The organism is Pseudoalteromonas sp. McH1-7 (genome assembly GCF_013366255.1).
Taxonomy (GTDB): domain Bacteria; phylum Pseudomonadota; class Gammaproteobacteria; order Enterobacterales; family Alteromonadaceae; genus Pseudoalteromonas; species Pseudoalteromonas peptidolytica.
In genome coordinates, this window is the sequence record NZ_JABWPQ010000010.1 from 49,393 (window position 1) to 63,875 (window position 14,483).

The following is a 14,483-nucleotide window of genomic DNA, read 5'->3' on the forward strand; positions in this document are numbered from 1 at the left end:
TCATAGCTGCTCACTTGTAATAAAGTGTAATGGATGGTCAGTTGTATGCGTGCTAGCTTTAGGGGTTCTTGTGAAAGGGTCACTTTCACAAATTAAACCATTGTTGAAAGGAGAGTTAATATGTGTATAGAACCAGAAGAAATAGAGAAAGGGCTTAAGGAGTTAAAGAAAGTTGATGGGCTCATAAGCTCTGTGTTCCACAAATCCAAAGTAACCGATAAGCTGGATAGTGAGTGCTCCACGACATTAGTAAATAAAACTGGGTTTAAGCTTGTTCTGGCAGGCTCCCATAGAAATCAAGTTATTCCCGCTGACAAAAGGGATGATGACGACCGATTAATGAAGGAGCAAAAAGAAAATTCCTCACTTTATTTAATCGGGAACCCCGCTAAATTTGAAATACCTTCTCAGTTACAAATCTTAAATGCTTCTGGATTTTTTTCCAATGATATTCACCAGAAAGAGCAGCAAGCAATTATCGAGCGCATTAATTCTTCAATGTATTCCAGCACGTGGTCGTACTATTATTCTTTCGATGACGGGTTTGACTCAACAGTTGAATATAAATTTGTTCCACTAAGCGGTAATGCGAAACCGATAACACAAGACTCTCAGTTGGACATTGATGAAAAAAGCTGGGATCATCACTCCTTGAGTATTAAAACGTCACATTATCAATATGATAATTGTATAATGCAGAAGGATAGTGCAGGAAATAGCTCAAAAACGCACGAGATAAGCAAAATAGATAAACCGTTTAAAGTCTATATTTCCTCATCGGAACAACATAGCTTTTACCCTAAATGGGTCGATCAAAAAAAGCTCCTGTTTAAATACTTTCTTGATGGAAAAACTCGGGCTGTTTACCTTTCTTGTGTCGGAGCGATTGACGCGGTATTTGAGCTCACAGATGAGATATGTCCTGAATCATAATTTATCTACGAGTTACCCCAAGGGAGCATGCTTCGTTAACAACGATATTTTGCAAGGCTACTCACCCAAAGCTAGTGTACAGGTGTCATGGGCAGGTTCAATATGAATCTGCCAAGACAGATATGTATCAGATAACTCACATACCTTATTGAAAATTGCGCGTTTGAGTATGGCTTCTTACTCAAAGCCAGATTTCTTTATCTGATTATTGAGCTGTGTATATTGCTTTTTGGCGTTTCGCCCTAATTAACTATGGCGACAATCCAATTACAAGGAGTAATTCAAATATGGAAAAAAACAGCCTTATCACGTTGGTGAAAGCCTACTTTGAAAAGATAGATGCTGGAGATCCGACCTATATAGACCTGTTTCACGACGAAGTTACATTCTTTTTCCCCAAATTTGGCGATGCGGTTGGCAAACAAGCATTACTAGAGTTTGGTGACAAGATAGGGAGCTCACTCAATAGTATTTGGCATGATATTGAGCAATTTAACTTTATTGTCTCTGGGAATACTGTTGTGGTAGAAGGGCAAGAGGGCGGAGTTATGCGCGATGGCACAAAGTGGCCGGATAATCATATATCATCAGGGCGCTTTTGTAGTGTATTTGAATGTAATGATAATTTGATAGCTAGAATGTACATTTACGTAGACCCAGACTTTCCAAGTCGTGATTCTGAAAGAATAGCCACGCTGTCTAGAGTGACACTCTAATGCAACAAGAGCTACGATAAAAATATAAACTTTAGACTAAACAGTTTGATAAGTAAGTGTGATTACCAAGCCACTTTGACGTCGTCACACTTCCAGTGTTGTCTATGAACAGCAGTCTGTGTCAATCTTATTGTGATAGTGTTCATTCAGTCAAAGAGCGGAAAGAGCTTGCATGTATTTCTACCCTTTTCTCAAATTTGAGTAGCCAGACACTTGTTATTACTCTAGATGCAGGCTAGGTGTTTCTCGGTGCTTTAGCGACAATGAAAAGTCGCTTAGCGTTAGCAGACTCAACTGTAGTCGTTTATTCCTAAGCTCATAGTAGAGGTTTGTATGTTATCTGGTTGGTAGCTGTAGGTGAGAAACGCCAATTGTAGACAGTAAATTCATTTTATTATTTAATATACTTTTCAATATGTTAAATTAGAATTGATGTTGGGTTTACAAAGCCTCACCTGCAAATTGTTATACGCAGTGGAAAGTTTATCGGTGGAGGGAAATGTGGAAAAAATAATGAAGTTAGCATAGTTGAATGTAGCATTGGCGAGGTACCCATCGGGTCCCCCGGAAATCAAAGATTTTGTTGATAATCTGGATCTGGTTGATGGTATAGCAGAGGAAAGTCATGTTCTCTGGTGGGTTAACCGAGGAAGTACTTGAGCGATCGGAGTGTCTTTGGAAGAGTAGCAACAGCCCGTACGAGTTTCCTTTTAAAAGGATTTGTACACCTGATGATGTATAAGCGTCTGTGTAAAACACGGATAACAAATCACCCATGTAGGCAGCTAATTTTCAGCGACTAGGGGTCGGCTGAATTTAGTCATTACACATACTTTATTTGAATATAGTAGTAACTCGCTATTACTTAACAAAGCGTTATGTATACAAGGATTTAGATGCGCATTTTCGGTGAGATAGATGGAATTAGTCCAGGTGATCTCTTTGATGATAGAAAATCTTTAGCTAGAGCTAAAGTTCATTCCCCTTTAGTTGCCGGAATAAGTGGCGGAAAAAACGAGGGAGCAGACTCTATAGTGCTATCAGGGGGATATGAAGATGACGAAGATTTTGGTGACGTTATCATTTATACAGGTGCTGGCGGCCAAAAAAATGGTAAACAAATTTCAGATCAAAAACTAGATGGCGTAAATTTAGCCTTAGCTAAAAACAAAATAGAAAACCTTCCGGTCCGAGTAACCCGAGGACACAAACATAAACATGAATTAAGCCCCATAAAAGGTTACCTCTATGTAGGACTCTATAGCGTAGAAAGCTTTTGGTACGAAACAGGAAAATCAGGTTATAAAGTGTGGAGGTACAGGTTAATCGCTCAGGGGCCTTTATCTACTGGCAACATAGTGAAAGAGCCTGCTAATCCATATAACGCACCAGATAGAAAACCATCAACCGTAAATCGCATTGTAAGAAACTATCAAAAAGCTAAAAATGTGAAGTCTTGGTATAATTACAAATGCCAAGTATGTGGGACTGCAATTGAAACAAGCGCAGGTTTGTATGCTGAAGCAGCCCATATAAAGCCTTTGGGTGAGCCACATAATGGGCCTGATATAGAAAGCAATCTCTTGTGTCTATGCCCTAACCATCATGTTATGTTTGATAATGGTGGATTTACTATAAGTGATAAATTAGAACTTATTGGTGGTATTGAGGGTAAACTTAGGGTGGTAAAAAAGCATCATATTAATTTGGAGTTTATCAAGTACCATCGAAGACATTATCTAAAAGATACCTAACAAAAGACTTCTGCATCAATAACCAGTCTTAAGTTTACACTTGAAATTAGCGCTGGCACTCGTTGCAGCCCAGAACAACTCAACTTATATTTTGCCATTTTTCTGTTATTGGTACTTAGCCGAACTTTGGCTAAGTACTAGTATCAGTTAAAAGCCCATATCTGCCGAATAATTGTATTAAAGGCGTGATAACGAGCGGGCAATGCTCTGTTTTTTTTACAGACTAAATATAAACTTTCCATTACTGGCTGTGTTGGCCGCAAAACTTGTAAATGCTCAGGGCTATGAAAGCCGCCGACAGCACTTTTTGGTAGCACAGTAAAGCCCACACCTTGAGCGATTGGCTCTAAGATTTGACTAATTTGGTTAATTGAACCAACGATAGGGATTTTACTAACATCTAGTTGTGTTAGTTCTTGCTCTTTGGATTGCTTAAAATACAAAGATAAATAATGCTCGGCATCTGGGTGATTGATTAGTCCTAACTCTAAAAGTAAGGGCGCGTATCGATCACTAGTATTGGCCTGTTGTGGTAAAATCAAGCAGAGCTCTTCTTGACCAAGCGTTTCAAAATCAAAGAAACTCTCATTGGGTATATCGGTTACAATTCCTTGATCAATCTGGCCGTTTTTGATGTCAGTCAAAATTTGATGATTTGGTGCTGCTTTAATATTAATATGAATATTGGGGTGTTGAACTTGAAGTTGTAATAACTTTGGGTAAAGCAATAAGGCTACTGAGCCAGAACATGCTAAAGTACACTCTCCTGATAAAGGGTCGTCAAAATTTAATTGCTCAAAGAGCAGCTTTTCCTCCCTGATCAATGCTTTGGCATAGTTGTACACTAACCGACCTTGCTCGGTAACCGCGAATGACTTCTTATCTCTTCTAATTAAATTATATCCACACGATTCCTCAAGTTTGCTGATATGCTGGCTAACTCCCGGTTGAGTCATATACAGCTTCTCGGCGGTTTTTGTAAAATGCCCCGTATCAACTAAGGTAATAAATGTTTCTAACCAAACTGGATTGAGCACAAACAAAGCCATAACAATAATTTATTGAATTAATAATAATTGATAATTTCATATAATCAATGTCTCGCCATAGAATTTACTGACTAAGTCGAGTTGCTATTGAAAAATGTTGGAGAAATTTATGAAAATGAATCATGTCGGTATTATGGTTGGCAATATGGACAAAGCGGTTGAGTTTTACACCAAAGCGCTAGGCCTCAGAATAGTAATGAATAACACCAAGGTGATAGAAGAGCGAGAATCAGCGATTGGTCGCATGTGTATTGCGGTATTCGGTGAGGGCTTCAAAGGCTTCAATATTGCTCACTTAGTCACTTCTGATGGTATTGGTGTTGAGCTTTTTGAAATGGTTGAGCGCGAAGATCGCCATCACGTTGATTTTTCTCGCCTTGGTATCTTTCATTTTTGTTTACAGCTGCCAAAAGAGCAGTTTGATACTGCGATTAAACGTGTTGAAGAGTATGGTGGCAAAGTTCGTATGGATATTCATCGTTACCACCCTGAAGATGAACTCAAGCAAGCGCAAATGGTTTATTTAGAAGACCCATTTGGTAACCTATTCGAGTTTTACTCTCACTCTTATGAAGATACTTACGCATCAGACTACGAATAAAACAAAGGAGTAGAAGTTGTCTACCCTTTTGCTTGTCACATTTATGGGAGATTCACCCTTCCTAATATCAATGATTGTTAATACATTGCTCATTGTGAAGGAGCAAATCAGACACTAGCTGCGTTGAATTCACTCCCAATAACCGGCTATTGGTGCGTAAATTCGCTTTGCCTACAGGATGCAGCTACCCTGGCGATAGCAGGACGTGTTCGCGGTTTATCGACAAGATTTTATCGCCTCAAAATAACGCACTGAATTAGGCGAGTAGGTATAACTCAAAAATCAAAGGCATCTATTAGACGCTCTTGGCATATAGACACTTAATACAAAAAAACCAGCTAATGACTTTAGCTGGCTTTTTAAAATTCATGAAAATAATACTAGAGATGGAAAATAAGCATACCCTGCTCGCTCACGAGCATCTCTCCTTGTTCATCAGCGCGCAATTGTACTTGTTGCCCATCGTGAAGTAATTGATAACGTTGACCTGCGGCTAATCCATTAATATGGACCGTTGCCCCAGACTCGACAGGCTGAGTGAAATAAATATCTTGTGCGTATGGAGATAACAATTCTTTGCTGAATAAGACTATCTCATCTACCCTTCCAGCAGCTTGCACATACACCCCTAAATGAGAAGGCGATACTTCATCAAGTTCTTGTACATTAACTTCAGGCACCTCACCTACATCTGCAAAACTTAACACTGACAGCAGTTCATTATTGACTTGGGGGGTATTTGCTTCTAATTGAGTATGCCATTTACGCTGGTTCAATGGAGCCTGATAGGTCAGTACATCTTGATAATACTGAGTCTCGTCAACTATCGATAAAGTATAGTCTTTAGGTAAAATGGGCTGATAGATAAACTCTTTCCCGTCATTTATGCTCGACACCCTATCACCATCGAATATAGGTTGTGCTAAAAAGCGTTGATTTTGCTTCACGCTGCGCACGTACTGATCACCTGCCTGTAATCCAAGTTCTTGATGATATTGCATTAAGTCACGGATCACACTTGGCTCAGTTTCAATGCTATCGTAAACCAGAACGATATTGGGCTTTAAAAAAACCAGTTGTCTTGCGATTTTTTTCGCGTAACTTGCTTGCCAATAACCCAACATATTATAGGTTTGTTCGGCACGTGCTGCGATGAAGCTCATTTTAGGACTATCGTATAAAGTAACATATTGACCACGACCAGCCGCTCTGTGTGCTGGATTAGAAGAGCCATCATGAGTGGCATTCTCAATTAAGATGGTATTATGGGCTGTTGAGTTAATAGCAAACTTACCATACCCGGTCATCTCTTTGGTTATCCATTTTCCAGCATGAGCTATATCAAATGAGAGTGTATCGAAATGTTGATGGTCTACAATCGCCGGGCTATTCAAAAAATACAAGTTGGTTGCTGAACGAGACCAATCAGAACGTGATGCGACTAGCCCTGTTCCAGGCGCATAAAAAAATGTGCCGGGCTGCTGTGGTGCCTCACTGATTGGTTCTTCTGGTTCGAATAACACGCGCTCTAATCCCGTGTCCATTGAGCCGTTTGGATAGCCCTCTTTTTCGATGACTTGTTCAAGCCAAGCTTGAGCCTGAATTCGGCGCTCTGGATTTTCGACCATAGCGATTAAGTGCAGCATCATGGCATAGCGATGATCACCTGAGAGAGGCACGTAATCATCAACATGCTCCTGATCACCATAAAAGTACATACCTGTGCCACCAGCCAAGGTTTGATGGAGATAAGCCAGTACTACCTGCTCTGCGTAATCGTTTGGATAATCAATATTACGTAGCTCTTTATTGTACATGTACAAGCGCATCCAGTGCATCATAGTACCAGGGCTATAATCAATACCCTCAGCCCATACGCCGCCAGCCATAACATCATCCATAAACTTATCGACAACGTATTCTTTTAACAATCGATCTCCGGCGTTTAAGTACTGTGTGCTTTTCTCCCGGATCTGAGGATCATGAGCGTTTTGTAGCGTCATACCCAGTAAAGAAAGGTTTTCCGCTAGCGAGGTGACTTCATCTGTGTCCTGCCAGCGCATTTTCGAAAAGTCATCACTATAGCCCAAGTAATCAAGCCAGTAGTCGCCCCATAACGCAAAGATCGCTTCAATATCCCGTTGCTGTTGTTCACTAAACATGGTCTTCGCCCATGCGTACGTATACTGCGACCAACGGGCCTGTGAGCGAAACAAGTTTCGATTGCTGTAATACTGCCACCCTACGATCGGCTCACTTACGTATCGCTCTAAAAATAGCTGCTTGGCTTTTGTGCCATGTATTTTATTTCCTGTTATTCGATAGCTTAGCGCGTACGCGCCAGCGTAGTCCCAAGTATTATATATACGCTCTTTTGCAAGGTTGGCAGCAAGCTTACTCTGGAAAGTTTGCCAAGCTGGGGTTTCTTTCTGAGCGGCTTGAGCAAGCCGAGCTATTCTATCAGCGGGGAGCAAATAACTTGGCTCTAAACTGGGGTTATTATGTATACCGTCATCAATATCTGAGGCACATGCTTCGTTTGGCAAATTAGGGGTTAATGTCACATCATCAAGCAACACCTCTGCTGTACCTCCTTGCAACGCTAAGGCGATAGAGTATCCTGTAACTTGTTCATCTTCAGGCAATATGATGGGCTGACAAATTGTTTGAATTTGCTCTGTGAACGGATTCAAATTGATACTGTCTTGAATATGTTGACCACTGTTCACCTTCACTAAACTGCGAAGCTGTAATGTTCCACCTTGAACTGGGTTAAGTAGCTTCACTTTTGCCCTGAGCGTCACGCCTAAAAGCGTTGGTGCTTGCCCCCAAGGATAGAAATAGCTGTAGCTACCGCTACTCCAGTTAGTTAACGAGAGCTGCAAACTTTGTAGCCCAGAGATAGGTTCAATTTGGTTTAAAGTTAATTGCGCTGTTTGTGGGTTAGAGGCCGTAAATTCGTTATAGCCTTGTTCAAAATCCGCATTGACTAAATGCGACTGATCGGCCAATGCGTGCATACTTATGCTATTAGCCAATACAATAGAAAGTAAATGGGTTCTCATATTAATCTCCTTATGACCTGAGTAATTATCTTAATTCAGAACTGAATTATCAATATGGTATTTGTGTTGGATTTTATACTTAAATAAACACTATGATATATGGCAACGAAATAGCAAAGTGAAACGACTAAGCAACGTCGCTGATAACCCCTTTAAATTTGTAGGTTTCCTAAAAGTTATTCAACGATTTTACTCTGAACTCGATGAATTGAAGAAACCCATATGGCAGCTGCCATAAGTAAATAGCTTCCTAGCTGCTCTTTGTAACAGGTAATACCTCCGCTATTTCGCTATCTAACATATCCAACACGCTAGCAAAACTATGCTTGGGTAACCAACTTAATTTTTCTTGTCCTGCCGAGGAGTCATATACACGGTCTAAGCTTGATGGCAACGACCACCTCCTTGCTCACAGGTAACAATCAGGTGAATCCTAAATCTATTCGCCTCAGTGTCAGGCTACAATACAAAGGAAGGGCTTTGGTTTATGTAAAGCCCCTTTACAAAGGGGGCTTACACTTTTTCGTGACTCTAGATTTTACGGTAAATTGATGTGCCTTATGAATGTTGGCGGCTATGCAGCAACATTCATGAAATTTTTATCAAAGCGGCCATCAGGATCCTTTACGATGACCAGTTCATGCAGTGACTTTGTTTGTAAAGCTGGGTTTTCTGAAAAAAGAGTCAATAGTAACGACTTAACCGTGTTTTTATTTAATGCTTCAGCGAGTGCTTCATGTGAGAGTAAACATAACATATCCTCTAAGGTACCATCACCATCTTGCTCTAGCTTTTCCCAGCTCTCCATTATATCTCTTAATTCATAGACGTGAGAGTGATCTTCCTCAAAGTCAGACAAGGTAATAAATGGGGCTGCTAAAAAGTGCTGGTGAGGAGAAAAATGCGTTTCTGGATGACTGTGAATTTGCCAATTAATATCATAGTGCCAAAATTCAACCGAGAGAGACATATGTGAAAAAGCGTTTTGATTAATATAAAAATGTAGTGCGCTTTTGCGCTCGTTAAGCAGTGTAATTAATACACTTTCATATACTGCAATTAGCGTGTTTTTATTTATCATTATGTATCCTAACTACTGCCTTACGTAATCTAAGGTTTGGATAGAGTATGAGTCATCCAAAGTAAATGAGTAAGACGGACTTTCCTATTTTTGCCAAAAAAGCGTCACACCACTTTACTACACCTGTATGAACTTTTACCACTTTTCGTGACAAAGAAAGTGGTATTATGCAGTAGCTAGGTAATACCAATTTTCTTAATTAAGTGGTCTACTTTGAGGCGAGAAAATCTTGTCGATAACCTGGCAAAAATTTTGCTATTTAGTTGTTCTAAATAAGAAATTTTTAACGCTGTTCGCGTCAGATTTACTCCTTCAAACTGAGCAAGTATTAAGTCAAATTGGTATAATGTTGGATCTGAGTGATTACGCTTACCTCACAATACAGAGATAGAGTGCTACACCTCCAATAAACACGTTAGCAATAGAGGTGCTTTAAAAGAGGATACAAGCGCACAGTCAATATAAAACTTGCTACTTGTATCAAGCCAAATCTCGACACCTGTTAATATCGAGTGTGCATAACGCATCTACAAGTTGTGAAAAGTCCCTAATGACAATATCTGCTTGCTCCGCGTAATGCGGTATATTGTTAGGAGCAAATAGACATGAAGGCATCTGAGCATTGTGTGCGGCCTGTATATCATATAAGTAATCTCCGACATATACACATTGATAAGAAGGAACTTGCCATGTTTGGGCGACTCGCAGGAGTGCCGTTGGATCTGGCTTGGCGGGGGCATCATCTCTGGTGAGTGTCAGAGGTATAGGGAGTCCCGTCGCTTTTAATTTTAAATGTGCCGCTTTAGCAAAGTTTCTGGTGACCACAGCAAGTGGTACACCCATCTGAGAAAGCTGCGTTAGCACTGGCTTCACCCCAGGTATCACTTCACAATGTTGTGCGTCGCAAAGCTCATGTTGGTGCACTATATTCATTGCTTCTTCTCGCATATATGGAGATGGCAATGAGTTGATATAACTGAGTAAATCATGTCCTGACGGACACCCAATCTGTGCCCGAATAAGAGAAAAATCAAGTTCCGATGTCACTAATGTGCCATCTAAGTCAAATATGATGCCTTTAACCGGTATCCTATCCATTTTGATATCCTTTGGTTTTGCATTAGTACTGCGCAGCCCTAGTTAAAGGTAGGTACGTAATTGGGGTTTGTAAAGATCAAGGTGAGAGAGTTTTGGCCCATTATTTAGACTCACCTTTACATGGGTGAGTCTAGATTCTGGTTAACGGTATTAAGCTAGTTTGCGTAAGAGGCCTTGGGTGTTTTGCTTCATGGTCTTTGCAACCATAAAATAGCCGATAGTTGCTACAAATGTTGCACCTGTGGCAGGTCCAAGTACCCATATATATGGATGCAATCGACCATCAACATCAAAGGTTTGGATCTGGATCACCAACAGAGTAACGTCGCTTACAACGGCTGCAACGAGTCCTGCGAGTGCTCCGAGTAGCAAAAACTCGTAAAGTGTTGCTAATTTAATGAGCCGCCCTTTGGCGCCAAGAGTACGCAAGATAACAATCTCTTGCATCCGCTCTGCAAGGCTCGCTTGAACTTGCGATATAAGAACTAAAGCACCACTTATCAGTACAATACTCAAGACAAAACTGATAGCCAAAGAGACTTGAGAAATCATAGACTGCGCTTGTTTGAGTCTACTTTGAATATCTATCATGCTGATAGTCGGGTAATCTTTCAAAAATTGGCTGATTACTTTCGTGTCTGTTTCTTTTAACTTAGCAGCAGTAAAATAGGTCACTGGAAATTGGCCAGCAATTTGATCGTTAAATATCATCACAAAGTTTGGCTTTAACGACCCCCAGTTGACACTACGTAAACTTGTTACTTTAGCGTCAAGCGTCTGACTATTAATCAAAAAGCTAAGCGTATCGCCGACCTTAATTCCTACACGTTCAGCAAGTCCTTGTGCAACCGAAACTTGAAGTGTATCAGAGTCATCAAACCATTGGCCGTCAACAACTTCATTGCCCTCTGGTAGTGTATTAAGCCATGTTAGGTTGAGTTCTCGCCCTACCCCTTCTCGCGCTTCATCGTCTTTCTCTTCACCTTCTTGAAGTGACACTCGACGTGCAAACACTTCTCCGTTTAGGGCATTGACTCGACCTAAAAAGACGGGATAAAAATGTTCATGTTTAATACCACTGTCATCCAGCTGTTGTTGCATTGGCTGAATTTCTTGTTCCGAGATATTGATAAAGAACGCATTTGGCGCGTCTTGTGGCACTTGCATTTGCCAATCTGAGATCATGTCGTTTTTAAGCACCACTAAAAACAGCATTAGTTTGATAGCCAGAGCAAAGCTTATAAGCTGTATCGCGTTTGCATTAGCGCGTTTTTGCAAGGTAGCAATAGCCAAAGACCAGCTTGAGCCCGGGCTTAGTCCAAGTTTTCGACCTGCTGAAAACAGCAGTCGTGAGATAACGAACAATACCGCCATGAGTAGTGAAGTTGCACCGAACAAAATCGCAGTGATCTTAATATCACGACTAAATAGCCACATTAAGCCAAAAATAGTGAACACTGAGAGCGCCATATGGATCCGGCTAACTGCAATGGTGTCTCCCAGGTTGCGCCTAAGGACGCGTAGCGGCGGAATGTCAAATAAATCTAATAACGGCTTTAACGAGAACATCATGGCGCAGACGACTCCCACCGCAATACTCAGAAGCCAAGGTCTAAAGCTAGCTTCCGGCAAGGTGGTATCCATAAAGGTTACTAGATAAGATGCTCCTACGCTTTGTAATACATAGCCAATTGCAAGACCCAAAATAACAGAAAAAAACGTAACCAAAGATAGGTGTAGCAGATAAATACGGCGAATAGTTTTTCTGCTTCCACCTAAGGTTTTCATCATGGCTACTGGGTCATACTGACGTTCGCAGTAGCGCTTTGCAGAAACCGCCATTGCTACCGCTGCGAGCATGATCCCGAATAACCCCGCTAGGAGTAAAAAGCTCTCTGATCGGGCTAAGTTCTCTCCAAGAGGGGACTGCCTATCTTTTATTCCCTGCCAAGACTGGTTGTTTTTGAGTTGTGGTTTGAGCCATGTGTAGTAGTCTGCCAACTGCTGCTCGGAGCCTGAAAACAGTAATCGATAAAATACGCGACTTCCTGGCTGAATAGCCTTAGTCACAGGGATATCGTCATAATTAATAAGTACACGTTTATTCCCCGCGAGTGAGAAGAAGGGGGCATCGGGTTCGTTAATGAGTACTTTACTCACAGTAAACTGTCCAGCTCCTATTTCTACCTCATCACCAATTTTGAGACCAAGTGAGTAAAATAAGCCTTCACTGAGCCATACATTGCCTTTTTTGGGCGCAGCTTGAGCTTGGTAATTCTCTCCATCAAGTTGATCTCTTAGTGTTAGCTCGCCTCTGAGTGGATAAGTATCTGTCACTGCTTTGAGCGAGCCTAAAACGAGCTCGTCATTGGCAAATAACATAGAGTCAAAGTAGACCTGTTTTGCGGTGTTTAAGCCAAAATCTTGTGCGGTGGTCAAGATTCTGTCATCAAAGTCATGGTTACTCGATAGCCTTCTATCGGCTGCGATAAAATCTGCGGATTTTTGCTCTATATTCAAGCGGATCCGCTCGGTAATCGAAGATAAGCTAAACACCGTCAGTACAGCAAGCGCAATCGCTGCAAGAATGATGGTTAGCTCGCCTCTTCTTAACTCTCTAGAGAATAAAGTGAGTGCTAACTTAAACCACATTAACCGATGCTCCTTGTTTTATTACCTCCAGCTTACCCGCTTCAATATGAATGATTCGATCGCACTGTTGGGCGAGTTGCTCATCATGTGTAACTAACACTAAGGTCGTGCCATTTTCTTTGTTTAGGTCAAATAGTAAGCGCTCGATAAGGTGGCCATTCTTACTGTCCAAGTTAGCCGACGGCTCATCAGCAAATAGAATTTTAGGTTTGCCAACAAAGGCTCTCGCAATGGCCACTCGTTGCTGCTCACCACCTGAAAGCTGTGATGGGTAGTGGGTTAAGCGGTGTGATAAGCCGACCTTTTCTAATAGCTTTGTTGCTTGATTTTTTGCGCCTTTGTCCCCAGCTAGTTCTGCAGGAAGCATGACATTTTCAAGAGCGGTTAGGCTTTGAACCAGCATAAAAGATTGAAATACAAAGCCAACCTTTTCCGCGCGTAGTTGCGCTCTGGCTTCTTCATTCATTGTTTGCAGCGGCTCACCGTCCAAGTGAACCTCTCCTTTGGAGGCGATGTCTAGCCCTGCGAGTAAACTTAGCAAGGTAGACTTGCCTGAGCCTGAGGCTCCGACGATGGCGACGGACTCGCCAGACTTGACAGTGAAATTTATATCACTAAGGATAGTTAGATTACCTTCAACTGTAGAGACCTGTTTAGTAAGGTCTTTTACTTGGATCATATTTAACTGAGAAAGCACTGACATGAAGTACTATTTCCTAAAGTTGTTGTTCATACTTGTTATTTTAATGGCGCCTATTAGCGCAATTGCCAAGCAAAAACTCATGATAGTTGGTGATAGCTTAAGCGCCGCTTATGGCCTGAAACAAGACGATGGCTGGGTTAAATTGTTACAAAATAAATACGAAGCAGAACAAAATCCGATCGAAATTATCAATGTGAGTGTCAGCGGCCAAACAACTGGTAATGCTCTAGCTAAAATTGATCAACAATTACAAACTATTGCCCCATCCCATGTACTGATTGAATTAGGTGGGAATGACGGGCTACGAGGGTTCCCAATCAAGCGATTACGAGCCAATCTTACTGAGCTTGTTGTTTCGAGCCAGCAGTTCGGCGCGAAAGTGGCTGTAATGGAAATCCAAATTCCTCCTAATTTAGGGCCGCGCTACACCACTATGTTTACGCAAAGCTACCAACAAGTAACAGAACAAACAAAGAGTCACCTGATGCCTTATTTTATGCTTGAGATAGCAGGTAAGCCCGAACTAATGCAGGATGATAATCTACACCCTAATAAAGCAGCACAGCCGATCATCAGAGACTTTATGTATAATGCCATTAACCAATGGTTAGCTGAGTAGCACAGCCCGCTTTGCATGATGCTTATCGCTTTGCGGATAGTTGGTTGACTGTATTAAAAAACCCGCAATCCTGCGGGTTTGGTGGTGTTTTAGTTTTTGGGCAGCATAGATAGCGGATACCACTACACTGATTTAGCTTGTGCCAAGGAAATACAGCCTTATTAATAACCTGAGACGCTGGTGAAAAAGGTACGTATACCAACTTGACTTAA

11 protein-coding genes and 1 pseudogene are annotated in these 14,483 nt (G+C 41.3%); 5 read left to right on the forward strand and 7 right to left on the reverse strand.

All coding sequences use genetic code 11. The features are described 5' to 3' along the window. Nucleotides 1-120: 120 nt before the first annotated feature. From HUZ36_RS08930 to HUZ36_RS08940, 3 genes are all read left to right on the forward strand, one after another. Nucleotides 121-933: a hypothetical protein gene (locus HUZ36_RS08930; protein WP_176032626.1), complete on the forward strand. Its 813-nt coding sequence runs from the start codon at nt 121-123 to the stop codon at nt 931-933. A 287-nt stretch (nt 934-1,220) separates the two neighbouring features. After that, on the forward strand, nt 1,221-1,649 hold the full coding sequence (locus HUZ36_RS08935) for a nuclear transport factor 2 family protein (protein WP_128732368.1): 429 nt from the start codon (nt 1,221-1,223) through the stop codon (nt 1,647-1,649). A gap of 896 nt (nt 1,650-2,545) precedes the next feature. Further along, on the forward strand, nt 2,546-3,403 hold the full coding sequence (locus tag HUZ36_RS08940; protein WP_176032627.1) for a YDG/SRA domain-containing protein: 858 nt from the start codon (nt 2,546-2,548) through the stop codon (nt 3,401-3,403). Between the two features lie 143 nt (nt 3,404-3,546). Here the strand turns inward: HUZ36_RS08940 and HUZ36_RS08945 are convergent, their stop codons facing one another. After that, entirely contained in the window at nt 3,547-4,440 is an 894-nt protein-coding gene (locus tag HUZ36_RS08945) for a LysR family transcriptional regulator (protein WP_176032628.1), read from the reverse strand. 121 nt (nt 4,441-4,561) lie between these two features. On the opposite strand from HUZ36_RS08945, the gene HUZ36_RS08950 reads away from it, so the two are divergent. Next, complete coding sequence (locus HUZ36_RS08950) at nt 4,562-5,053, forward strand: VOC family protein (protein WP_176032629.1); 492 nt, start codon at nt 4,562-4,564, stop codon at nt 5,051-5,053. A gap of 380 nt (nt 5,054-5,433) precedes the next feature. Here HUZ36_RS08950 and HUZ36_RS08955 read toward each other — a convergent pair whose 3' ends face one another. The 6 genes and pseudogenes from HUZ36_RS08955 to HUZ36_RS08975 all read right to left on the reverse strand — a co-directional run bounded on the left by HUZ36_RS08955 (nt 5,434) and on the right by HUZ36_RS08975 (nt 13,652). Beyond that, nucleotides 5,434-8,118: a heparinase II/III family protein gene (locus HUZ36_RS08955; protein WP_176032630.1), complete on the reverse strand. Its 2,685-nt coding sequence runs from the start codon at nt 8,116-8,118 to the stop codon at nt 5,434-5,436. Nucleotides 8,119-8,368: 250 nt separating this feature from the next. Then, a pseudogene (locus HUZ36_RS21720) lies at nt 8,369-8,524 on the reverse strand (NAD-dependent epimerase/dehydratase family protein); the annotation flags it as partial. 168 nt (nt 8,525-8,692) lie between these two features. Beyond that, complete coding sequence (locus HUZ36_RS08960) at nt 8,693-9,199, reverse strand: hypothetical protein (protein ID WP_128732371.1); 507 nt, start codon at nt 9,197-9,199, stop codon at nt 8,693-8,695. A gap of 480 nt (nt 9,200-9,679) precedes the next feature. Then, a complete protein-coding gene (locus tag HUZ36_RS08965) occupies nt 9,680-10,297 on the reverse strand; it encodes an HAD family hydrolase (protein WP_128732372.1) in 618 nt (205 codons plus the stop codon). A gap of 150 nt (nt 10,298-10,447) precedes the next feature. Beyond that, on the reverse strand, nt 10,448-12,949 hold the full coding sequence (locus tag HUZ36_RS08970; RefSeq protein ID WP_176032631.1) for an ABC transporter permease: 2,502 nt from the start codon (nt 12,947-12,949) through the stop codon (nt 10,448-10,450). Then, nucleotides 12,939-13,652, reverse strand: coding sequence for an ABC transporter ATP-binding protein (locus tag HUZ36_RS08975; RefSeq protein WP_176032632.1), 714 nt, complete (start codon nt 13,650-13,652; stop codon nt 12,939-12,941). Before HUZ36_RS08975 ends, HUZ36_RS08970 begins: the two co-directional genes overlap by 11 nt. On the opposite strand from HUZ36_RS08975, the gene HUZ36_RS08980 reads away from it, so the two are divergent. Beyond that, nucleotides 13,651-14,271, forward strand: a complete 621-nt coding sequence (locus HUZ36_RS08980) for an arylesterase (protein WP_176032633.1) — start codon at nt 13,651-13,653, stop codon at nt 14,269-14,271. The two genes, HUZ36_RS08975 and HUZ36_RS08980, sit on opposite strands and share 2 nt — an antisense overlap. Nucleotides 14,272-14,483 lie beyond the last annotated feature (212 nt).